At 36.9% G+C, this 24459-nt stretch carries 19 protein-coding genes and 8 tRNA genes; 6 read left to right on the top strand and 21 right to left on the bottom strand.

The window, feature by feature from the left end; all coding sequences use genetic code 11:
- Position 1: 1 nt before the first annotated feature.
- From clpP to HNR32_RS04760, 6 genes are all read right to left on the bottom strand, one after another.
- A complete protein-coding gene (clpP, locus tag HNR32_RS04735) occupies positions 2-619 on the bottom strand; it encodes an ATP-dependent Clp endopeptidase proteolytic subunit ClpP (RefSeq protein ID WP_183860205.1) in 618 nt (205 codons plus the stop codon).
- 36 nt (positions 620-655) lie between these two features.
- Positions 656-1945 carry a trigger factor gene (tig, locus tag HNR32_RS04740; RefSeq protein ID WP_183860207.1) on the bottom strand — a complete coding sequence of 430 codons (1290 nt, stop codon included), beginning with the start codon at positions 1943-1945 and terminating at the stop codon, positions 656-658.
- 246 nt (positions 1946-2191) lie between these two features.
- Positions 2192-2266 (bottom strand) — tRNA-Gly (locus HNR32_RS04745).
- A gap of 5 nt (positions 2267-2271) precedes the next feature.
- Positions 2272-2346, bottom strand: a tRNA-Gly gene (locus HNR32_RS04750).
- Positions 2347-2352: 6 nt separating this feature from the next.
- Positions 2353-2427, bottom strand: a tRNA-Gly gene (locus HNR32_RS04755).
- Positions 2428-2433: 6 nt separating this feature from the next.
- Positions 2434-2508: transfer RNA gene (locus HNR32_RS04760), tRNA-Gly, on the bottom strand.
- Positions 2509-2762: 254 nt separating this feature from the next.
- Here HNR32_RS04760 and HNR32_RS04765 point away from each other — a divergent pair.
- On the top strand, positions 2763-4073 hold the full coding sequence (locus HNR32_RS04765) for a hemolysin family protein (RefSeq protein WP_183860209.1): 1311 nt from the start codon (positions 2763-2765) through the stop codon (positions 4071-4073).
- Positions 4074-4130: 57 nt separating this feature from the next.
- Here HNR32_RS04765 and HNR32_RS04770 read toward each other — a convergent pair whose 3' ends face one another.
- Positions 4131-5609, bottom strand: a complete 1479-nt coding sequence (locus HNR32_RS04770) for an aminotransferase-like domain-containing protein (RefSeq protein WP_183860211.1) — start codon at positions 5607-5609, stop codon at positions 4131-4133.
- Positions 5610-5725: 116 nt separating this feature from the next.
- Here HNR32_RS04770 and HNR32_RS04775 point away from each other — a divergent pair, with 116 nt between their 5' ends.
- Positions 5726-6355 carry a LysE/ArgO family amino acid transporter gene (locus HNR32_RS04775; RefSeq protein WP_183860213.1) on the top strand — a complete coding sequence of 210 codons (630 nt, stop codon included), beginning with the start codon at positions 5726-5728 and terminating at the stop codon, positions 6353-6355.
- A gap of 93 nt (positions 6356-6448) precedes the next feature.
- Here HNR32_RS04775 and pyrG read toward each other — a convergent pair whose 3' ends face one another.
- The 10 genes from pyrG to HNR32_RS04825 form a co-directional block, all read right to left on the bottom strand.
- Entirely contained in the window at positions 6449-8056 is a 1608-nt protein-coding gene (gene pyrG, locus HNR32_RS04780) for a CTP synthase (RefSeq protein WP_183860215.1), read from the bottom strand.
- A 58-nt stretch (positions 8057-8114) separates the two neighbouring features.
- Positions 8115-8348 (bottom strand): DNA-directed RNA polymerase subunit delta, encoded by a 234-nt coding sequence (gene rpoE, locus HNR32_RS04785; RefSeq protein WP_183860217.1) that lies wholly within the window; start codon positions 8346-8348, stop codon positions 8115-8117.
- Between the two features lie 26 nt (positions 8349-8374).
- A complete protein-coding gene (gene argS / locus HNR32_RS04790; RefSeq protein ID WP_183860219.1) occupies positions 8375-10030 on the bottom strand; it encodes an arginine--tRNA ligase in 1656 nt (551 codons plus the stop codon).
- Positions 10031-10046: 16 nt separating this feature from the next.
- The gene (locus tag HNR32_RS04795; RefSeq protein ID WP_183860221.1) at positions 10047-10490 is read right to left on the bottom strand and encodes a YwiB family protein; all 444 of its coding nucleotides are present in this window, start codon (positions 10488-10490) and stop codon (positions 10047-10049) included.
- Between the two features lie 170 nt (positions 10491-10660).
- Positions 10661-11557 (bottom strand): DUF2156 domain-containing protein, encoded by an 897-nt coding sequence (locus tag HNR32_RS04800; protein WP_183860315.1) that lies wholly within the window; start codon positions 11555-11557, stop codon positions 10661-10663.
- 249 nt (positions 11558-11806) lie between these two features.
- A tRNA-Ile gene (locus HNR32_RS04805) sits at positions 11807-11883 on the bottom strand.
- A gap of 4 nt (positions 11884-11887) precedes the next feature.
- Positions 11888-11963: transfer RNA gene (locus tag HNR32_RS04810), tRNA-Asn, on the bottom strand.
- A gap of 7 nt (positions 11964-11970) precedes the next feature.
- Positions 11971-12046: transfer RNA gene (locus tag HNR32_RS04815), tRNA-Asn, on the bottom strand.
- Positions 12047-12053: 7 nt separating this feature from the next.
- Positions 12054-12129, bottom strand: a tRNA-Asn gene (locus tag HNR32_RS04820).
- A 258-nt stretch (positions 12130-12387) separates the two neighbouring features.
- The gene (locus HNR32_RS04825) at positions 12388-14187 is read right to left on the bottom strand and encodes an ammonium transporter (protein ID WP_231038153.1); all 1800 of its coding nucleotides are present in this window, start codon (positions 14185-14187) and stop codon (positions 12388-12390) included.
- A 448-nt stretch (positions 14188-14635) separates the two neighbouring features.
- On the opposite strand from HNR32_RS04825, the gene putP reads away from it, so the two are divergent.
- On the top strand, positions 14636-16114 hold the full coding sequence (putP, locus tag HNR32_RS04830) for a sodium/proline symporter PutP (protein WP_183860223.1): 1479 nt from the start codon (positions 14636-14638) through the stop codon (positions 16112-16114).
- Positions 16115-16222: 108 nt separating this feature from the next.
- Here the strand turns inward: putP and HNR32_RS04835 are convergent, their stop codons facing one another.
- From HNR32_RS04835 to HNR32_RS04850, 4 genes are all read right to left on the bottom strand, one after another.
- On the bottom strand, positions 16223-17512 hold the full coding sequence (locus tag HNR32_RS04835) for an ArsB/NhaD family transporter (RefSeq protein ID WP_183860225.1): 1290 nt from the start codon (positions 17510-17512) through the stop codon (positions 16223-16225).
- 131 nt (positions 17513-17643) lie between these two features.
- Positions 17644-19314, bottom strand: coding sequence for a glutamine--tRNA ligase/YqeY domain fusion protein (locus HNR32_RS04840; RefSeq protein WP_183860227.1), 1671 nt, complete (start codon positions 19312-19314; stop codon positions 17644-17646).
- A gap of 147 nt (positions 19315-19461) precedes the next feature.
- Positions 19462-20241, bottom strand: coding sequence for an HD domain-containing protein (locus HNR32_RS04845; protein WP_183860229.1), 780 nt, complete (start codon positions 20239-20241; stop codon positions 19462-19464).
- A 126-nt stretch (positions 20242-20367) separates the two neighbouring features.
- Positions 20368-20607: a hypothetical protein gene (locus HNR32_RS04850; protein WP_183860231.1), complete on the bottom strand. Its 240-nt coding sequence runs from the start codon at positions 20605-20607 to the stop codon at positions 20368-20370.
- 208 nt (positions 20608-20815) lie between these two features.
- Between HNR32_RS04850 and HNR32_RS04855 the strand changes: the two genes are divergently transcribed.
- From HNR32_RS04855 to HNR32_RS04865, 3 genes are read left to right on the top strand one after another with little or no spacing between them, the layout of a single operon-like run.
- Positions 20816-21556, top strand: a complete 741-nt coding sequence (locus tag HNR32_RS04855; protein WP_183860233.1) for a DeoR/GlpR family DNA-binding transcription regulator — start codon at positions 20816-20818, stop codon at positions 21554-21556.
- 53 nt (positions 21557-21609) lie between these two features.
- Entirely contained in the window at positions 21610-22521 is a 912-nt protein-coding gene (pfkB, locus tag HNR32_RS04860) for a 1-phosphofructokinase (RefSeq protein ID WP_183860235.1), read from the top strand.
- Between the two features lie 13 nt (positions 22522-22534).
- Complete coding sequence (locus HNR32_RS04865; RefSeq protein WP_183860237.1) at positions 22535-24427, top strand: PTS fructose transporter subunit IIABC; 1893 nt, start codon at positions 22535-22537, stop codon at positions 24425-24427.
- Positions 24428-24459 lie beyond the last annotated feature (32 nt).

Consider the following 24459-nt stretch of genomic DNA (forward strand, 5'->3'; position numbering starts at 1 on the left):
CTTATTTATTGTCCGATTTCTTGGCTTTATCAGCATCTTCTGGTCTGATTATAACATCATCGATAAGCCCATAAGCCTTAGCTTCAGCCGCAGACATAAAATTATCGCGTTCGGTATCAAGTTCGATTTTTTCTTCCTTTTGACCGGTATGACGCATTAGGATTTCATTCAAAATTTTTCTGGCCCGCAATAATTCTTTCGCCTGTATCTGAACATCAGTAGACTGTCCCTGCGCACCACCCAGTGGCTGATGTATCATTATACGGGAATAAGGCAATGCGAAGCGTTTACCGGCAGCTCCAGCTGTCAGCAGCAGCGAACCCATACTAGCTGCCTGTCCCATACATATAGTGGATACATCTGGCTTTATGTACTGCATAGTATCATAAATAGCAAGTCCTGCAGTAACAACACCGCCAGGGCTGTTTATATATAAATGTATGTCTTTATCAGGATCTTCCGATTCTAAAAACAACAATTGTGCTATTACTACATTAGCAACATTATCATCAATAGGACCACCAAGAAAAATTATACGATCTTTTAGTAAGCGTGAATAAATATCATATGCACGTTCTGCTCTGCCTGACTGTTCAACGACCATTGGTACATAATTCATAACGACTCACTCCTCCCTTTTCGGAGAATTATACAACTATTTTGCTAAATTGTCTACAATAAACTGTGCAGCTTTTTGACGACGAATTGTATCGTAAAGGCTAGCAATATAACCATTTTTAGTTATAATCTTTTTAACTTCTTTGGCAGTGCTGCCATAACGTGCTGCCATTAAAGCAATTTCAGTATCAACTTCTTTATCTTCTACTTTAACGCCTTCAGCTGCTGCGATAGTTTCTAAAACAAGATCAGTCTTAACAGCCTGTTGTGCTGTCTCACGATATGAATCACGAAGTTTAGCCATATCAGTGTTGCTGTATTGAAGATATTGTTCCATTTTCATGCCATGTTGTTCAAGGCTGGCATTTAATTCATTAAGCATGCTGTTTACACGATTATCAATCATGACATCAGGTATTTCTACAGCTGCATTATCAGCTGCTGCTTTCATAGCATTGTTTCTTAATTCGCCTTCAGCACGTGATTGTGCAGATTTTATCATATTCTCACGTAAATTTTTCTTTAAATCTTCTACTGTTTCATAAGAAGTAGAACTTTTTACGAATTCATCATTTAATTCAGGAAGTTCCTGTATTTTAATAGCCTTTATTTTGCAATGGAACATTGCATCTTTGCCAGCTAAAGATTTTTCATGATATTCTTCAGGGAATTTTACAGATACATCTTTTTCTTCACCAACTTTAGAGCCAATAAGTTGTTCTTCAAATCCAGCAATAAAATGGCCGGAACCAATCTGAAGCGGATAATCTTTACCTTCGCCGCCTTCAAAAGCTTCACCATCAACAGTACCTAAGAAATCTAAAGTTACAAAATTGTCATTTGCAACAACAGCATCTTCAGCAGCATCTACCATTTTAGCATGATGTCCACGCATATTTTTGATTTGTTCATCAATTTCTTCATCGCTTACTTCAGCTTTTGGCATTTCAATCGTAAGACCTTTATAATCACCCAAAGTAACTTCAGGTTTTGCTGTAACTGTAGCTTTAAATACTACATCTTTACCTTCTTCTAAAGTAACAATTTCAATTTGCGGACGATCTACTGGTTCAACTTTTTCCTGAGCTAAAGCTTCATCAAAAGCTTTAGGTGCAAGAATTTCAAAAGCTTCATCCAAAATAGTCTGCATACCAATATTTTGAACAAGAATATGCTTAGGTGCATGACCTTTTCTAAATCCTGGGATATTAACACGATTACCTAACTGCTTGCAAGCAGCTGTTACAGCCTTGGCAAGTTCATCTGCCGGCATTTCTATAGTTAGAACCAATTTCTGGCTGTCTGCTTTTTCTGTACTGACTTTCATTTTATAAAATAACCTCCTAAAATTATAATGTAAAACGACCCATTGGGAATGAAGGCCGCAGTACACCTAATATACTATAAGCATAATAACATAAACCCTTTGCAAATACAAGCCTTTACATGCTGTAACGGACTAGCTGTCATCATACTTTTATATCTGTAAAAATAGTACTATTTATTTATCCCATAAATAATTTTGTTTTATATATAAAACAAAAAAACCCGGCATATAGCCGGGATTATATTCTGGAGCGGAAAACGAGGCTCGAACTCGCGACCCCCACCTTGGCAAGGTGGTGCTCTACCACTGAGCTACTTCCGCAGATATGGAGCGGGAAACGAGGCTCGAACTCGCGACCCCCACCTTGGCAAGGTGGTGCTCTACCACTGAGCTACTCCCGCATATTATGGAGCGGAAAACGAGGCTCGAACTCGCGACCCCCACCTTGGCAAGGTGGTGCTCTACCACTGAGCTACTTCCGCATATTATGGAGCGGGAAACGAGGCTCGAACTCGCGACCCCCACCTTGGCAAGGTGGTGCTCTACCACTGAGCTATTCCCGCTTGTTTGCTATCAACCACAGCAACGGATATTATTATACACTATACAAAATAAATGTCAATACTTAAATTAAAAAAATCATATTAAAAATTTTATACTATATTTACTTTTCCCCATTTTTCCGGCCCTATCACTCCAAGTACAGTAATTATTAATTTTTCTTACAATGACAAAAATATTATAACCACTATCTGATAATAAACCACTATTTATGCTATAATAAAAAAAACTTTACTTATAAGGATGTGACTTTCTCGTGGACGTTCCCGAGACCGATTTATTTTTTATTTTACTGATTATTATATTTTTTATCAATAGTTTTTTTATCCTACTGCGCACAGCTCTTGTCGAATCGCATAAGAGTCAGTTAGAAAAAAATCTTAACAACAATGATATACGCTTAGAAAAAGCTGCTGTCATCATTGACGAAACCGATAATTTACTGACAGGTTTTTCCATTTGTACCATCTGTCTAAATTTTTTCATTGGTATAATAACGTTTTTTGCAACCATCCCCTATTTCTATTACCTAATGGAAAAATTGCCCATAAAATTCACCTATTCTTATGAACTGGCCTTTTTGCTTGGTGCCATCATCACTTTATTTATAGATATATTGTTTGCTAATCATTTGCCCAAAAAGATAGCACAGATAAAACCAGAATTTTATATCATACACAATTTATCTTTTCTAGTTATTTTTAATAAAGTTATACAGCCGCCAATCATTTTTTTATCCTATGCTGTAAATTTTATTCTAATGATAACCGGTTCTAACCCCCCCGATAACGATTCCGTTACTGAAGACGAAGTAAAAGATCTCATAGAACGTGGTACAGAAGAAGGAACATTTGAAAAAGCCGAGCAGGATATGGTTGACAGCATTTTCCATATGAGCGATCAGACAGCCTACTCCTTAATGACACCACGTACCCAAATAATTTGGCTTGATATTGAAGATGATTTAATAACCAATCTTAATGTCATCCGAAAAAACCCTCATGAACTTTTTTTAATTGGCCGCGATGATTTAGATAATCTTTTAGGAATCATCTACACCAAGGATATATTAAACGCTGCATTATCCAATGATTTATGTGATTTGGCTAAATTTGTAAAGAAGCCCATCTTTGTCCCCCGTTCCATGGAAACATTTCGCGTCCTGGAAAAATTTCGCGACAACAATATCCACGAAGCTGTTGTTGTAGATGAATATGGTGGTGTTGTCGGTTTAATAACCTTAAAAGATATCGTTGAAGAAATAATTGGTGATATTTCATCTGTTGAAGAAAAGGAAGCTGTACAAATAATTCAGCGTACTGAAACTTCTTGGTATATTGACGGATTATATGATATCGATGACTTTAAGGAAAAATTTGACATTGAGGAGCTACCCGGCGAAGAACGTGGTCACTATAAAACCATTGGCGGCTTTTTAACCTCATATTTTGGCTATATTCCAAAAACCGCCGAATACAAAATCTGGCAGAATCTAAAATTTGAAGTTGTTGATATGGATAGAACTCGTATTGACAAAATTTTAATTACCAAACTTGATAACTATTAATAGAAAATACGCCTGTATAAATTAGTGTTAAATCCAATTTATACAGGCGTATTTATTTTACAGTAGTTTCATTATTATTTTTGCCAATTTTGTTATCGCAATGCCAAATTCCTCACAGTTAAGATAGGCATATGATATACGCAAGGAGTTATTGGGCTTAAAATCATAAACATCTCCCGGTGCTATCAAAATATTATTTTGTACCGCCATAAAAAACAATTTTTCAATTGGAATATATTTATTAAAGGTCAGCCATATATAAAAGCCCCCCTGTGGTTTATTCCATACGGCAATATCACCAAATAATTTTTTTATGAACGCTAAGGCATTATTACAGCGTTTTTGCAGCTCGACGCATAAATTTGATAAATGTTTTTCATATAAACCACTGTTAATAAATTCTGCCAAAATTAATTGTGAAATCGAACTGGTTCCATAATCCATCTGCATTTTTATATCACCCAGTCGCTGCACAATAGCTTCCGTTGCTACCAGCCAGCCCACCCTAAGACCCGGTGCCAGTGTTTTAGATGCTGTTCCTAAATATATTACTAAATCATTTCTGTCTAATGATTTTAGTGACGGCAGCATTACTTTTTTAAAATTCAGTTCCTGATAGGCAGCATCCTCTATAATCGGCAATTGCCGTTCCTGACAAAATTTTATCAATTCCTGTCTGCGTGACAAGGACATATTAATTCCTGTTGGATTGTGATTGGTTGGTATCGTATATAATATCGGAAATTTTTTCTCATTAATATCTTTAACAGTTGATGGTATCTGCCAATATTTAATCCCCTGCTTATCAAGGCCTATCCCTTGCAGTTTCATCCCGGCCGACTGGAATACTTCCAACGATTTTAGGTACGTCGGCATTTCCATATAAACAGCGGCTTTTTCCTGCATAAGCCCCACCGATATCAATTGCAACCCCTGCAGTGATCCTGATGTTATTAATATATTATCTGCTGTTATATTTTTCATTCCTTGCTTATGCAAATGATCTGCCAATGCCTGTCGTAATTGTATGGAGCCTAACGTTTCCAAATAACCAAATTTAATATGTTTTTTACTGATTTTACTCAAAACTTTATCCCACATTTTATAAGGAAATAAGTCAGGCGCAATTTCTCCTGTTCCCAACCGCAATATATTAGGTTTAAATTCTAAGCGGTTTATTTCCTGGATAATATGATTATTAGCCTTAAAAGCACCTGAATTTATATATTTCCCCCAATCCAATGATGAGGTTAGCATTACCGACCACGTGTTAGCCTCAACCTTCGTGCCTAAACGACCATAGCTCTTAATAATTCCATACGAAGCCAGCTCCTCCATAGCCGTAACCACCGTACTTCTATTGACGCCAAAAATTTCGGCTAATTTGCGCTGCGGTGGCAATTTTGTCCCTATACTCCATTCACCACAGGCAATTTTTTGACAAACGAAATCCACAATCTGCTGATATAATGGCTTAATCGTGTATTCCTTAGCTTTCCAGCTCACCGGTAAATCAAGTTTATTTTTACTGTTCATTGTATTTCCTTTGGTTGGTTTTAAATATTTTTTTGGTTGGATATTTATAAGTTTAATTATACTATAATATTGCTATAAATTAAATATTAACCTGTTTTTGGTTGGAAAGGAACACTATGTATTATTTTCTTGAAGGGTTACTTATCGGGCTGGCTTATCTAGCTCCCATCGGTATGCAAAATTTATATGTAATAAATACTGCCATAAATCACAATCGCCACCGTGCCATAATTTCGGCATTAATAGTTATTTTTTTTGATATAACGTTATCCCTGTCGTGTTTTTTTGGCATTGGTACCATGATAGATTATTTTTCCGCCCTAAAATTAATCATGCTTAGCCTAGGCAGTATTTTACTCATTTATATCGGCTATAAATTAATACAGCACCCTGCACTAAATACGAATACTGACACTGTTCCACTCTCATTTACGCAAACTATCTATAAGTCGTGTGTTGTCACCTGGTGCAATCCCCAGGCCATTGTTGACGGTACGATTATGTTAGGAGCTTTTCATGCTATTTTCAATAACAATCAAGCCATCCTTTTTCTCAGTGGTATCATCAGCGCCTCATTCATTTGGTTTATTGGGTTATCTTTTCTTGTTTCCACTTTCAAGCACAAAATAAGCCGTACTATTTTTGCCAGAATAAATCTAGCCTGCGGCATTGTTATTATTTTTTATGGACTTAAATTATTTTATGAATTAAGCAGCACCTTTATTATCAATAAAAATATATTATAAAATCCATTTATTAAAACCATAGCCGCAATAAGCTGTGGTTTTTTCTATGTAAAACAAAAAGCCACCCGCAGCAGCAGGTGGCAGTAATTTTATTTAATTTCCATATTTTAATGCCGCATTAACGAAATCACGGAATAATGGATGTGGTCTGTTAGGACGTGATTTTAATTCTGGATGGAATTGTGACGCTACAAACCAAGGATGATCCTTAACTTCGACAATTTCTACCAAACTATCGTCTGGTAAGGTGCCGGCAATAACCATGCCTTTATCCTGCAGAATCTGACGGAATTTATTGTTAAATTCATAACGATGACGATGACGTTCTTCTATCTGTGCCTGTCCATAAGCTGTTGCAGCATGACTGCCTTCAGTTAATTTGCATGGATATGCTCCTAAGCGCATAGTACCGCCTTTATCCTCCACATTAAGCTGTGACTGCATCAAGTCTATTACCGGATATGGTGTTTCTTTATTAAACTCTGTACTATGGGCATTTTCCATACCGCATACATTACGCGCATATTCAATAACAGAGCACTGCATCCCCAGGCAAAGTCCTAAAAACGGAATTTTATGTTCACGGGCATAACGAATTGCCGTTATCTTACCTTCTACACCACGATCGCCAAATCCTCCCGGCACAAGAATTCCCCTGCAGCCTGCAAAAGCTTCATCCAATTCTACTTCATTATTTTCGATTTTTTCAGCATTAACCCATGTAATTTTAACATCGGTTTCATTCGATATACCGGCATGATGCAAGGCCTCAGTAACAGAAATATAAGCATCCGGCAATTCCACATACTTACCAACTACCGCGATTTTAATACGCTGTTTAGGATTTTTTATTTTATAGACCATGCGTTCCCATTCTTCCATATTGGCTGGACTATAATCCATGTTCATTTTCTGCAGTACAATCTTATCAAGTCCTTCTTTTTGCATGATAAGCGGTACTTCATAAATTGTTGAAGCAGTTTTATTTTCAATAACAGCCTCAACATCAACATCACAAAATAATGCTAATTTCTTTTTCATATCAGCTGATATTTCTTTTTCCGATCTGCATACAAGAATATCCGGCTGAATACCAATACTTCTTAGTTCTTTTACACTATGCTGGGTCGGTTTTGTTTTAAGTTCACCAGCAGCTGAAATATATGGAACCAATGTTACATGAATATATAATGCATCATTTTTACCAACTTCTTTTTTTACCTGACGAATTGCTTCAAGAAATGGCTGACTTTCAATATCACCAACTGTTCCACCGATTTCAGTTATTACTACATCGGCACCATCAGCAGCGGCTACATCATAAACACGCTGTTTTATTTCATTGGTAATATGTGGAATAACCTGTACAGTACTGCCTAAATAATCACCACGACGTTCTTTATTTAGCACTGACCAATAAATTTTACCTGTTGTAATATTAGACGCCTTGGATAAACTAATATCAATAAAACGTTCATAATGGCCAAGATCCAAATCCGTTTCAGCCCCATCATCAGTTACAAAAACCTCACCATGCTGATAAGGGCTCATTGTACCTGGGTCAATATTAATATACGGGTCAAATTTTTGAATAGTAACTTTTATACCGCGGCTTTTTAACAAGCGTCCCAATGAAGCTGCTGTTATTCCTTTCCCTAATGACGATACCACTCCGCCCGTAACAAAAATATACTTTGCCATTTCTTCCTCCATTATACAATAATTAATCTATATTATTTTTATTTAAATCTTATATTTATTATTCCTGTGTAATCCACTCAGAAAGCTGCCACATACCATTACCAGCATGACGAAAACGGCTGTCCATATTTATAAGTGTATATATTTCTGATATAGCTGTCGATAAAGACTGTATTGGTTTATTTTTCTTCTCTATTACCTGCATAATCAAATCTTTGTAAAACATTGTATCGCCCAGCTCAGACAAAATATAGTAAGCTACGTCCACTTCTGGTTTGTTGGTGAAATCCATTAAGTATCTTTCCTCTCAATTATCTTTTACATTTTTTCCGGTGAATTCACACCGAGTATATTAAGGGCATGGTTTATAGTATTTTTAGCAGCAGCGGCCAAGCCTAAACGTGCTTGTGCCAGCGGCATATCCACCCCGATAATGCGGCATTTATTATAAAAACTATGAAAATCAGCGGCTAAATCATGGGCATAATTAGCAATGCGATGCGGGGCATAATCTCTGGCCGCTGAATTTATTTCATCGGTATATGACAATATCTTTTTCATCAGTGCTTGTTCTGCTTCATCTGTAAGCAAACTATAATCAGTATTTTCATCTACAGTAATTCCGGCTTCTTTAGCTTGGCGGAATATACTGCAAATACGGGCATGTGCATATTGGACATAGTAAACTGGATTTTCACTGGATTCCGATTTAGCTAAATCAAGATCAAAATCAAGCTGGCTGTCCAATGAGCGCATTATAAAGAAATATCTGGCTGCATCGCTACCCACTTCTTCAATGAGTTCCGATAAAGTTACACTTTGACCGGTTCGTTTTGACATCTTAACAAGCTCACCATTGCGATATAAGCTTACCATCTGTAACAAAAGCACATCCAGCTTATCAGCATCAAAGCCCAAAGCTTTCATTGACGCTTTTACACGACAAATATAACCATGGTGATCCGCACCCCAAATATTTATAAGTTTATCAAAGCCTCGTTCATATTTGTTTTTATGGTAGGCAATGTCAGCAGCGAGATATGTCGGTACACCATTATCACGAATTACCACACGATCCTTATCATCACCATATTCAGTTGATTTAAGCCATTTTGCACCATCTTTTTCATACATAGCACCATTTTTCATAAGTACTGCGCATGCATCCTCAACCGCTGCAGGATGCAGCGTACGTTCACTAAACCATTTATCAAAATGAACATTAAAAGCTGCTAAATCTTCTTTTAATGCTGCCAGTTTTTCTTTTAAAGCCAATTCCTTAAATATTGCTAAACGTTCATCATTATCCATTGATAAATATTTATCATTTTCTTTATCAATAATACGCTGTGCCGTATCAATAATATCATGTCCATGATAGCCATTTTCCGGGAATTCAGTATCTTTTCCCAAAAGCTCAAGATATCTGGCGTTAACCGAGGCTGCAAGATTATCTACCTGGTTACCAGCATCATTGATATAATATTCGCTTTGTACATCATACCCTGCTGCCCGCAGTAAGTTAACCAGTGCACTGCCAAATGCTGCACCACGACCATGTCCAACATGCAATGGTCCTGTGGGGTTAGCACTCACATATTCAACCTGTATTCTGGCATGTTCTTTAGCTGGCAGATTTCCATAAGATAACCCTTTATCGATAACATCTTTTAGCTGATTGTGAACAACTTCTGCCTTCAAATAAAAATTGATAAAACCCGGGCCTGCTATCTCTGCTTTAACAAGATATTCAGACTCTATTTGTTTTATCAATTCTTCAGCAATCTTTCTCGGAGCCATGTGAAATACACGTGCTGACTGCATTGCAAAATTAGTGGCAAAGTCACCATAGTCTTTTTGCGGCGGCACTTCTAGTACTATATCAGGAATCTGTGCCTGCGGGAAAATTTTTGCATCAATATTTTTTTGTACCGCTTCTTTTATTGCTTCTATTATCAGCTTTTGGATATTCAAAAAACAATCCTCCCCATTAATTTAAATACTCACTTGTTTTATCGGCTGCAGTAATTTCTACGTGCAATTCATTATTACTTTGCCATGCATCATCAATTGACATGTCATAAATTATATGTATACTGCTAGAAATCAAGCCCTTGTCAATCGCTAGTTTCTTTGTATATACAGTAATCTTTATATCGCCAAACGGTGTACGATAATTACTATCACTTTTTTCTCCATATGAAAAAAACTGTTCATGTGCCACTTTTCCTTTTCGTACAAGCCGCACCGTATTATCGGCAATTTTCAAAAGTGTCTTAGTACCTTCCATTCCACGTGAGTCCATTTCATTATATAAAACGTACCCGGTACCATCTTTATAGTAGTACTGCCCTTCTGACATAAATTTTATGTTTGTCGTTTCCCCTAATGCATCGGTCTGCGAGCCTTCTACTTTTAAAATAACCTTCTCCATTTCGACTCCTTTTTTGCAAACATATAAGTTATTATAGCGTACTGACTGATAAAAGCCAACAATAAATTAATAAAATATCTTTTTTATTAATAATTAAAAGGGCAATCATGTTATTATACACCCATCACTAAAAAAGCCAATGCCTTTTACAGCATCAGCTTTAATAATATTTATTTTATCTCTGCCAAATATTTTTTTATCATCTTCACTGGTCGATATGATTTTTTTGACTTTCGCAGCCCCTCAATCCCCATATCTTCCTCGCGATTTATAAATTTCATATCCGCCCATTCATGCATAACAAATGCTTGGTTTATAAAGGTATAGGCTCCATTAATATCAGGGTCAGCCTTTTCTACATGGATTACAGCTGTATCGTCATTTAGCTGCTCACCGAACGTAAACGCCAACACACGTTTACCATCCATTATTGCTCCGCCCTTTAGATTAAGCTCAGAAAAATTATTAAGTACCTCAATTATCGCATTTCTTTCTTCCGCAATAAACGGATCATCCGGCAGGTCCTGGCTGCGCGTCTTATACCAGCCATTAACAGTCAATTTGCACAGTGTTATTATATCTTCACAAATAGGAACGTATTCAGCCGTAGGGTAATTTTTATGGAAATTATTCAAATGATTTTTTTTGGAATGAAATTTTCTGCCGCCTAACTTTATTAAATCCTCACTATTATATACATAATCAAAATTATCCTCATCCTCAATAATTGTAAATTCAGCATCAGGATATTTTTTTAATTCTTCAGCCATCGATTCTTCTATGCCATAAAAAATAAGCGGTTTATTTATCTCTTTAAAATATGCCAGCCATTTTTTTATTGCCAATTGCATTTTGTCAGCCGGACCGAAGGGCTGCATGGCAAATTCATCAGTTTCCCATTGTGCCTTCAAAAACAAAACGTCGTCTTCAACACACCACATCATATTATACGGTTTGCGCCACATTAAAAGATTAGTAAAATTAAAATGAGAATTCTCATAGTATCTTGCTTTAAAGTACGAATCAAATACCGCTTTATCTTCTTTTTCTATCTGTTTAAAGTTGATAGTAAAAACCTCCTATATATTATAATCCATATAAAACAACTCATAAATCAGTTTATATTTACTAACAATAATTCAATTATCCCCTCAGACACAATTTTCTCATCGTTAAACAATAAAATTTATTTATGTTACCGCTAGCTAATTATAATAATTATTATTTGTTAAGTATTATAACAGTTATCGTTAAAAAGAGCAAATCCCTGCACAACAAAAAAATGCAAAGCATATGCTTTGCATTTATGTTCAGGTTGGTGGGCCCCGCAGGACTCGAACCTGCGACCAACCGGTTATGAGCCGGTGGCTCTAACCAACTGAGCTAGAGGCCCGTTTTGGCTCCTCGAGTAGGACTCGAACCTACGACCGATCGGTTAACAGCCGATTGCTCTACCAACTGAGCTATCGAGGAATATAATTGGCTCCTTGAGTAGGACTCGAACCTACGACCGATCGGTTAACAGCCGATTGCTCTACCAACTGAGCTATCAAGGAATATAATTGGCTCCTTGAGTAGGACTCGAACCTACGACCGATCGGTTAACAGCCGATTGCTCTACCAACTGAGCTATCAAGGAATTTCATATATTTGTTGTTGCCAACAAAAAACATTATACTTAAAATCAACAAAAGTGTCAATACTTTTATCGATTTTTTTTAAGTATTTTATATTTATTTCATTTTACAGATAAAATCTCTGATTTTCTTCTATTTTCGTCTCTTTTCATTTTTATAACATGTAAGAAAAAATTCCCCTAATAGTATGAAATGTTTCAGCAGACATAAACTAATAAGAAACACCTCATCTATTATAAGGGAATTTTCAACTTACAATTTTATTCTATAGGCTTATCCTGCAATGCAGCATAGCCTTCTTCACCTGTACGTATCTTTAAAACATTTTCCACATCATAAACAAATATCTTACCATCGCCATATTTACCCGTATACAAAATATCTTTGGCTGTTTTTATAATCAAATCAACTGGTATTGCCGAAACAATTAAGTCTATTTTTACTTTAGGTAAAAGCTGCGATTTGATTGTTGCACCACGGTAAAGTTCCTTATGGCCTTTTTGTATGCCAAAGCCCATTACCTTGGTTACTGTCATACCAGTTATCCCTAACTGTTCCAGCGCATCTTTTAATAATTCAAAACGTTCTTCTGATGTCACAATGGATATTTTGGTTAATTTATGACCATCAGAAGTTGTAACTGCTGGTTTGTGTTCAACCGGCACTTCATTATCGTGTTCCACTACCGATAATGGAATATTAATTGGTGCACCAGTAATATTAGCAGCTCCTGTTCTTTCAAAACCAAAACCGGCATAAGCTGTCACAAGACCATGTTCACGAATATCAAGACCTTCAATTTCTTCTTCTTTGCTGACACGAAGACCGATAACAGCATCAATGATTTTAAAGATTATAAACATCGCTACAGCTACATATACAGCAATAGCTGCAACACCAATTATCTGAGTTACCAGCATTGCTGTTCCGCCGCCATATAACAATCCACCATCTACAGCAAATATGCCGGTTAAGATAGTTCCTAAGGCGCCACAGACACCATGGACAGATATTGCCCCAACCGGATCATCAATTTTGGCAATCTTATCAAAAAATTCCACTGAAAATACCACGGCAATCCCGCAGATAAGGCCTATAGCAAAGGCGCCAAAAGGATTTACTGCATCACAGCCGGCAGTTATCCCAACCAGACCAGCTAAACCACCATTTAAAGTCATAGATACATCTGGTTTACCATAGCGTACCCATGTCAGTATCATAACCGTACAGGCAGCAACTGCTGCTGCTAAGTTAGTCGTTACATATATATTACTTATTGATAATAAAGTGGCATCTCCAGTAGCACTTACTGTCGACCCACCATTAAAGCCAAACCAGCCAAACCATAATATAAACACACCTAAAGCAGCCAGCGGCATGCTATGGCCTAAAATAGCATTAGGTGTTCCATCCGCATTATATTTACCAATACGCGGCCCTAACAGCGATGCACCAATCAGTGCTGCAACACCACCAACCATATGAACTACGGAAGAACCAGCAAAATCATGATACGGTACAGCTAAAGTAGAAAGCCAGCCGCCACCCCAAGCCCAGTGACCAGATATTGGATAAATAACAGCACTGATTACTAAGCTGTATACGCAATACGCCGAAAATTTTGTACGTTCAGCCATTGCTCCAGAAACAATTGTTGCTGCTGTTGCGCAGAAAACTGTCTGGAAAATTAAATAAGTCAGTGCTGGATAAGGTGCATCCCCACCAGTATAATTGCTTAAGAAAAAATCCGGTGCGCCAATGATGCCTGATATATCATTGCCAAACATCAAGCTAAAACCCACAACCCAGAAAACCACACTGCCAATACTAAAATCCATAAAATTTTTCATTACGATATTAGCAGCATTTTTAGCTCTGGTTAGTCCTGTTTCTACCATGGCAAACCCCGGCTGCATAACAAAAACAAGAAATGCACCAATCAATGTCCAGGTAGTATCTGCCGAAACATATTTTGCCGTCCCCTGTGCAGCCGCAAAAGCCGTTGGAGCAGTAACTGCCATAAACGTCAGTGCAGTAAGTGCCAAACTAAATTTTTTCATAAAAATCATCCTTTCCCGTCTTTATTGTCTGCATAAAAAAATGTATAAATGCAGTTATCAAATTGCCCAACGAAAAAAAGCCCTGTTAAAGTAAACACTTTAACAAGGCTTCTTTGCCTAGGCTGTATTGATTTATTACAGGATAGTACTTTTTGGTATTTTTGTCAACATTTTTCAGTAAAAGTTTGTGTTTTTTAATGTTTTTTCTTTTAAAACGATGGTTTTTCCTTTTAATAAAAAGATTTCATGCCTAGATAATATTTTTTTAGGTTGCAATGCAAGTAAAAAAAATTATATAATTACTACATTGCTTATAAATAAATTTTAGATTTATGGTATCATTTCATCTATATTAAAAAACAAATATCTCACCTATTTTATAATGCTGCCAAAATACATAATATTATTGATAAGTTTACATTCATATATTTTATTAGGAGTTGATTCTTTGTTCAATAACATTGCTATTATTTTAGCGTTTGCCTGTTATCTCTTATTGATGATGTTTATCGGTGCCTATTATTACCATCGCACCCATAATATGTCTGATTATATCCTAGGCGGACGAAAACTTGGACCATGGGTTACTTCCATGAGTGCAGAAGCTTCCGATATGAGTGGCTGGATGCTGATGGGGCTGCCTGGATTTGCCTATGTTGCCGGGTTAAACGCCATATGGATTGCCTTAGGACTAGCCTTAGGCACTTGGGCCAATTGGGCATTTGTTGCCAAACGGCTTAGAAAGTATACGGAACTGGCTAACAATTCCCTAACCTTACCAGACTTTTTCCAAAATCGTTTTCATAACAAAAACGATGCCCTGCGCATCATTTCTGCCATTTTTATCCTCATCTTTTTCATTATTTATACCTCCTCCGGTTTTGTTGCCGGCGGCAAGCTCTTCCATACGGTATTCAATATACCTTACGAATATGCATTATTTTTAGGTGCATTTGTTATCGTCTTTTATACCTTTGCCGGTGGATTTCTAGCCGTATGCTGGACTGATTTTATCCAGGGCGTTATGATGTTCATCGCTATTATCATCGTTCCGGTTTTTGCCATGCTGATGTTAGGCGGCTTTACCAATAGTTTTTCAGCAATGCAGTTAATGACACCGCATGTCTTTAATCCTTTTATAAAACCCGACAATACTCATATGGGATTTATTGAAATAATTTCATTATTAGGCTGGGGACTTGGCTATTTTGGTCAGCCGCATATTCTCGTTCGCTTTATGGCGATAAAAGCTTCTTCGGAGTTAAAACAAGCTTCTCATATCGCCATGACCTGGGTAATTATTTCCTTAAGTGCTTCCGTGCTTGTCGGTATGGTCGGCAAAATTTTCCTGACCTCAACCTTAAACGGCAGCGCTACTGAAACTGTTTTTTTAGTACTTACCAATGATATTTTCCCGCCTTTTATAGCCGGTCTTATTCTATCGGCAGTTTTAGCCGCTATTATGAGCACTGCTTCCTCCCAGTTGTTAGTTGCCGCTTCTGCCTTCGCGCAGGACTTTTATAAAACAGTAATTCGTAAACCGACTAATCCCAAAGAACTTGTATGGGTCGGTCGTCTTTCTGTAATTATAATTGCCTCTATTGCCGTTTTTGTCGGTATGAATCCACAGAGTCTTATCTTAGATATGGTGTCTTATGCCTGGGCTGGTTTTGGCGCTTCTTTCGGTCCAGCACTGCTGGCTGCATTATTTTGGCGCCGCACCACCAATCTCGGTGTAATAGCGGGCATTTTAGTCGGGGGTATAACTGTTATTGTTTGGAAGCATTTTGCTATTTGGGGACTTTACGAAATCGTTCCTGGGTTTATTTTCTCATTGCTGGCAATTTATGTTGTAAGCATAATCGATAAAGTCCCGGCCAAAGAAATAACTGATATATTTGATTCCGTGGAAAAAAGTAATATCTGATAATTAATTCTTTCAGCTTTAAATCAGGGAAAGCACAAAATGCTTACCCTGATTTTTTTTATAAAAAAACTGCCACACCTATTAAAAGTGTGACAGTTTCTTGCCATATCATAAATATACAATAAATAAGAACAGGCTGCTTATTATTATTGATAATATCATCATCGGAAATGCTATTTTCATAAATTCCAAAAATTTAATCGGCCTGCCATGCTGCGCCGCCATGCCAATGACTATTACATTGGCACTGGCTCCAACAATAGTACCATTCCCCCCCAGGCAAGCACCTAGCGATAATGCCCACCATAAGGGCTCAAGATTAGTTATTCCCATCGAACCCATATCTTTAATCATCGGTATCATCGTAGCAACAAACGGTATGTTATCAACAAATGATGAAGCTATTGCACTTACCCATAGCACCAGCATTGTTGTCAGCGGTAAATTCCCCTGCGTAAGGCTCATAACCTTTTCTGCCGCCATTTTTATGACACCTGTTTCCACCAAACCGCCTACAAGTATAAATAATCCAGCGAAGAAGAAAATAGCCAGCCATTCCAAGTTACTCAACACTCGGGCAATAATCTTTTCTCTGCCACTCATACTTATAAGCATCAGCAAACATGCACCGCTCATGGCTATCGTCGCTGACTCCAGTCCTAAATCACCATGAATCGTAAAGCCAGCCACTGTTATCGCCAAAACAAATAAACATTTTTTCATCAAACGCGGACTCTTTAATTGTGCTTTTTCATCGAGACTCATAATTTTGGCCTTGAGCTCATTAGAAGTATGTAACTGCTTGCGATAAATAAATATCATAAGTGCCATAGTAATAATAAAAATAATCGTGCAAACAACACCTAAATTATCTAAAAAAGTTATAAAATCAAGCTGTTTTACAGCACTGCCAATCATAATATTCGGTGGATCCCCAATCAGCGTTGCTGTACCACCGATATTAGAAGATAAAATTTGCGCTACCAAGTAAGGATAAACTGGTAATTCCAGCTGCGAAGTAATACTAAAAGTTATTGGCACAGTAAGTAAAACCGTTGTGACATTATCCAAAAAGGCCGAACAAACTGCCGTTAAAGTGGCAAGAGCCAATAATAACTTTATGGGATTAGCCTTTACCTTTTTAACGGCCCATATCGCCAAATAATTAAACAAACCCGTTTCTGCTGTTATATTGACAATTATCATCATACCGGTCAGTAATCCAATCGTATTAAAATCGATATGATGGATCGCCTGATCCTGGGTTATTATTCCCAATAAAATCATAATCATTGCGCCAAATAAAGCAATAACCGTTCTTTGTATTTTTTCAGAAATAATTAACACATAAATACAAACAAAAATCACTATAGCGAGTATAGCTTTTGTTTCTAACATTCCTACACCTTCCCTGTTTGATTTTTACCATAGTGTCATGGCGGTATTTTAATAATTGAGTATGCATACTATGACTATCATCATAGTGTTTTGGGTAATAATAATTAATTTATTAATTGTCTGCAAAGCACTTATTTTTTAGCCATTTTAGCCCAGCTATCGCGCAATCCCACTATACGATTAAAGACTAAATGATCTTTTTGTGTGTCTTTATCAATACAAAAATAGCCCTGACGCAAAAATTGATATTTTGTACCGACTGCCGCCCAAGCTACCGACGGTTCAATCTTACAATCATCTATGGTGATTAAAGAATTAGGATTTAAATTAGCAATAAAATCTTTTTCCGGATCTTCATCCTCACGTAATAAATAATCGTATAAGCGCACCTGTGCTGTCAGGCATTCCTGAGCACTAACCCAGTGCAGCGTCCCTTTAATTTTACGGCCGGCTGTTGCTCCGCCAGTCTTGGAATCTGGATCATAAGTGCAATGTATCTCAGTAATATTACCCGCATCATCTTTTATAACATCAGTGCATTTTATTATATAGCCATGCTTTAAACGTACTTCCCCACCAGGTTTTAAGCGGAAGAATTTTTTTGGTGCCTCTTCCATAAAATCAGTCTGTTCAATATACAGCTCTTTGGTAAACGGTACATAACGGTGATTATCGGAATTTGGCTGATTATCTGCCAATAAGTATTCACACTGATCATCAGGATAATTGGTAATGACTACCTTTAACGGCTTAAGCACCGCCATAACTCTATCGGCTTTTTCATTTAAATCTTCCCGTACACAATGTTCCAGCATAGCCACATCGACAAGGCTATTGCTTTTTGCTACACCGATTTGTTCACAAAAATCACGGATTGATTCAGGCGTATAACCACGACGACGGAATCCTGAAATAGTCGGCATACGCGGATCATCCCAGCCAGAAACATATTTCCCCTCAACCAACTGACGTAATTTTCTTTTACTCATAACTGTATTAGTAATATTCAGTCGGGCAAATTCTATCTGTTTTGGTCTTGTCATTATATCAAATCCTAATGACTCAAGCAGCCAATTATATAGCGGACGATGTTCTTCAAATTCCAAAGTACATATCGAATGAGTTATATTTTCAATAGCATCAGATAATGGATGGGCAAAATCATACATTGGATAAATACACCATTTATCACCGGTACGATGATGATGAATATGTGCTATTCGGTATATGACTGGATCCCGCATTGTTATATTGGGTGAGCTCATATCTATCTTAGCCCGCAAAACTCTTGTTCCATCAGCAAAATCACCATTTTTCATCTGAGCAAACAATGTTAAATTTTCTTCCACTGTACGGTTGCGATATGGGCTTTCCTTACCAGTTTCAGTTAATGTTCCACGATATTGGCGAATTTCATCTGCCGTTAAATCACAAACATAGGCTTTGCCGTTTTCGATCAGTTTTACGGCAAATCCATATAATTGATCAAAATAATCCGACGCATAAAATTTTCTATCCTGCCATGTAAAACCAAGCCATTTTACATCTTCTTGTATCGAATCCACATATTCCACATCTTCTTTTGTCGGATTAGTATCATCAAAACGAAGATTGCATAAGCCACTATATTTTTGGGCTGTACCAAAGTTTATACATATTGATTTTGCATGTCCAATATGCAAATATCCATTAGGCTCTGGCGGAAATCTAGTATGAATTCCTTCGGCATATTTTCCTTCTTTTAAATCTTCATCAATAATATTATGAATAAAATTAGATAAAAGTTTTACATTGTCTGGCATTGACTATCCCTCATTAATTTTAATTTTCGACATAAAAACACATTATATATATTTTCTCTCTAAATGAGTCTTATGACAATATTGTATTTATAACCATAAAAAAGCTAACAACTCTCATATGGATTTTACGCTGTATAAATATTTATATTAAGAAAAAACAATATCCTGCTGCGCAGCTTTCTTCTTAATATATTTATACAAAATAGAAAAGCCCTGTTGCATATCATTTGTCTGTGGCAAACTTTTAATTATTTCTTCAATATAATTTTTCTGCAATATCTGCTGCAGTGTCCACGAATAATTCAAATCATAAATCCATAGCAAACGAACTAATTTACGGTCATTTTGCGTACGCATTTTTTGATAATCACATTGACCGCCAGCCTTAAACTGTTCAATAAAATCTAAACTGCACGGTTCTATATCATCATAAGTAAGATATGGTTTTAAGACACGAAATATATCAAGCTTATCAATATCTCGAATCATTTTAGCAAAAGCTATCTTACGCGGGTCAGTTGCAGCTTCTATTTGCTTGGCATTATGATTACCAATTGCAAAATTAACAAGCTCACAATCATCTGATGATAATTTTTGCATTATAGGTATTTCCTGTAATATTTCCAATCCCAATGCAGCATGATTTACCGACTTGCCATCATTAAAAGTTTTATAAAGCGTATATTGCTTAAACCTGCCAATATCATGAAAAAGACCAATAAATTTAATTAAAAATTCATCATGCATATCTAGTTTAAGATGTTCTGCCAATTTTTCTGACAAATTAACAACTTTTTTTGTATGTTCTTCCTTTATCAATATTGCTTTTTGAATCTCTTCATTATCACTATAAAAAGACTTCATATAAGCCTGCATCCAGCTTAAAGCATCTTGCCAATGCTGAGCAGTCTTCTGATTTTCATTCATATCAAACACCACAAATATACAAATTTAATTAAAATACTTCATTATTATAACATATATATTCATAAATGGTAAAATAAAAAAAGGCCGGCATATCCCGACCTATAAATAGCAGCCATATTTTTTTCTCTATACTTCACCTTTTAAATGCGCCAGCTCAGCCTGATTTTCCTGATAATACCAGCGAACTGATTTACCAATCGCACAGCGCACTGCGTCAAGCCTACCCTGCAAAGCCATTTTCTTTAACCGTGTAGCGTCAAATCCATTGATTGACAAATAACTAGCCGAAATAAACCCTCCTCTTTTTAATACATTTCGATAGATCGCACTATCCCTTCGGTCTACTACAACTTGTCTTATCGCCATCAAATCACCTCATCTAACGTTTAGCAGGTATAAAAGGCTATTAAATTTACATATTAATTATACAACATTTCCAGTGTTTTGTATAGCTGTAACACTTTATAGTATGATTAAATTTTGTTAACATTTCAACTTATGTGTTTTATTGATTATTTTTGATTGACTTTGATTGTCTTTATGGATATAATTAAATCAAAAAGAGGAATTTGCTATGTTAGCTGCACAACGTCAAAACAAAATCCTGCAGATTTTAAGTCAACGCCATTCCGTAAGTGTTATTGATTTAGCTCAAATGCTTGATGCATCTGAAGCAACAATACGCCGCGATATAACTGCCCTTGATAAAAAAGGTATATTGGTTAAAATTTTTGGTGGTGCAATGTCCTGCGAAAATTATTTAACAACAGAAGATAAGGTTGAAACACGTCAATCCATTAATATTAAACAAAAACAATCAATCTCAATCACTGCTGCTAATCTGATAAAGCCTAACGATGTTGTTTACATTGATGCCGGTACTAGTACTGATTTTTTAGTAAAGCACATTCATGAAAAAAATGCTGTATATATTACCAATGATGTTTCACATGCTACCCAGCTGATAAGCCGCGGCTTTAAATCAATAATCATAGGCGGCAATATGAAATCTGTTACTTATGCAACAGTGGGTGCTATGGCCATTGCTAATTTAAAGCGCTATAATTTCACCATTGGTTTTTTAGGTACGAATGGCATAAGTTTGAAAGCTGGATTTACAACCCCAACCACTGAAGAAGCTTTAGTGAAAGAAACTGCCATTAACCACTGTCAAAAAGCTTACATCCTGGCAGACAGTTCTAAATTCGGCAAAATAACACCTGTTACTTTTGCGCCGCTTTCAGCAGCAACTATTATCACTGATAAAAAACCTGATGCATCATATATGAAATATAATATTATTGTTGCTGAGTAATATTTATATTATTTCGAATTTTTTTGACCATTATTTTAAAAGGAGTTCGTCCAATGATTTACACTGTAACCTTTAATCCTTCTTTGGATTATATAGCCCGTCTTGATTCTTTCCAATCCGGGACTATTAATCGCTTAAATTATGAAAATTTTCTTTGCGGCGGCAAAGGAATAAATGTATCGATTGTTCTTAAAAATTTAAGTATGGATAGTACCGCTTTAGGCTTTACTGCTGGTTTTACCGGCAAAGAAATTGAACGACAATTAACTGATATTTTTCATTGTCATTGTGATTTCATCCATTTAAATGAAGGCAATACCCGCATTAATGTAAAAATAAAGGCTGATAATGAAACCGAGATCAACGGTCAAGGTCCTGATATCAGCACCAATGCACTTAATGCATTGTTTGAGAAATTAAGTACTCTACAAGATGGTGATTATCTTGTTTTGGCTGGCAGCATTCCCAACACTTTGCCGAATGATATTTATGAAAAAATATTAAAGCACTTATCTGACAAAAAGATAAATGTTATTGTTGACGCTGAAGGGAAATTGCTTGTTAATGTATTAAGTTACCACCCATTTTTAATTAAACCAAATAATCATGAACTAAGCGGTATTTTCGGTAAAGAACTAACCACCGTTGAAGAACTTGTAGAACACGCCAAATTATTACAGGAAAAAGGTGCCCGCAATATCTTGATTTCACGCGGTGGTGATGGTGCTATATTACTGACTGAAAAAGGTGACTATATGCAGTGCCCTGCGCCTAAAGGAATTCTAATAAATTCTGTTGGTGCTGGTGATTCCATGGTAGCTGGATTTGTTGCTGGTTATATCAATACCAATGATTATAAAGAAGCTTTTCGCATGGGAGTGGCGTCAGGTTCGGCTTCTGCTTTTTCCGAAAATCTCGCCACCAAACCTGAAATAGATAATTTACTAAAGGATATCATTATTTAAAAGGAGATCGATTATGCATATCACTGACTTATTAAAAAAAGACGGCATTATGCTTAATGCCAAACCAGCTGATAAAAATAATGCTATAAGCATGCTGGTAGACTTAATGGACAGCACTGGTAATCTGTCTGACAAGGAACTTTATAAAAAAGCTGTTCTGGATAGAGAAGCTTCTGGTACTACAGGCTTAGGCGACGGTATTGCTACCCCTCACGCCAAAAGTTCCGCTGTCAAAAGTGCCGGACTTGCTGCTATGGTAGTAAAAGACGGTATGGACTTTGAATCAATGGATGGTAATCCAGCCCACTTATTCTTTTTGATTGCTGCCCCCGATTCCAATAATGATGAACATTTACAAATGCTCAGTGCTTTGGCTACCATGCTTATGGACAGTGATTTTAAGGAAAGCTTAATCGCAGCTGAGAGCATTGAAGAATTTTTAAAACTTATTGATGATAAAGAAGCCGACAGATTTGCTCCCGCAGCGACCGAAACAGAAAAAGCTGCAGCCCGCGGCTATGAAGTTTTAGCTGTAACAGCCTGTCCTACTGGTATCGCCCATACTTTCATGGCAGCAGAAAGCTTAGAACAGCATGCCAAGAAAAGAAATATCACCATAAAAGTAGAAACGAATGGCTCAGAAGGAACTAAAAATAAATTAACAGCCGAAGAAATTGCAGCAGCAAAATGCATTATTGTGGCCGCTGATAAAAATGTCCCAATGGCCAGATTTAATGGACGCCCTGTCGTCATAACCAAAGTTGCCAACGGCATCAATAAAGCTGATGAACTTTTAGATACAGCCATGAGTGGCAAAGCTCCAATTTATGAACATGATGCCGACAGTTCCGGCGAGACTATTGATAATGAAAGTGAAAGCGTAGGCCGTCAAATCTACAAGCATCTTATGAACGGCGTTTCCCATATGCTGCCTTTCGTTGTCGGCGGCGGTATTTTAATAGCACTAGCATTTTTATTTGATACCTTTAATCCGGCTAACCCTTCTAAATTTGGTTCTAATACTCCTTTAGCGGCTTTCTTCATGCAGGTCGGTGGTGCATCCTTTGGTTTTATGCTTCCAATTCTTGCCGGATTTATCGCCATGAGTATTGCTGACAGACCTGGTCTTGTTGCTGGTTTTGTTGGTGGTGCTTTAGCCAATGCTGGTGGTTCAGGCTTTCTTGGTGCACTTATTGCTGGTTTTGCTGCTGGTTATATAATTATCGGCTTAAAAAAAGTATTTGCATTTTTACCACAATCACTCGAGGGTATAAAAAGTATTCTTATTTATCCATTATTTGGTGTCCTTCTTATTGGTATAGTTATTCATTTTATAATAAATCCACCTGTTGCCGGCATTAATGCTTGGCTAGTTGATACTTTAAAACATATGGACACAAGCAGCCGTGTATTAGTCGGTGCAATATTTGGCGGCATGATGTCCGTAGATATGGGCGGTCCGGTAAATAAGGCTGCTTATGTAATCGGTACTGGTATGCTGGCTAACGGCGAATTTGGTATTATGGCTGCTGTTATGGCCGGTGGTATGGTACCACCATTAGCAATTGCTTTATGCACCACTTTCTTTAAAAACCGCTTCACGGCCAGTGAAAGAAAATCCGGTATTACCAACTATGTAATGGGGTTATCATTTATTACTGAAGGCGCTATTCCTTTTGCCGCCAGTGATCCATTACGTGTAATTCCGTCCTGTATTGTTGGCTCAGCTACAGCTGGTGCATTATCCATGGCTTTTGACTGCACACTGCGTGCACCGCATGGCGGCATCTTCGTAGTTCCAACTATTGGCAATCCTTTACTATATTTAGCAGCTATCATCATTGGTTCAGCTGTTAGTATGTTAATTCTTGCTATATTGAAAAAGCCCTTAACTTCACATAAATAATTTAATACTGCAAAACACAAAAAGACAGGCGT

The organism is Pectinatus brassicae, assembly GCF_014201835.1.
GTDB lineage: Bacteria > Bacillota > Negativicutes > Selenomonadales > Selenomonadaceae > Pectinatus > Pectinatus brassicae.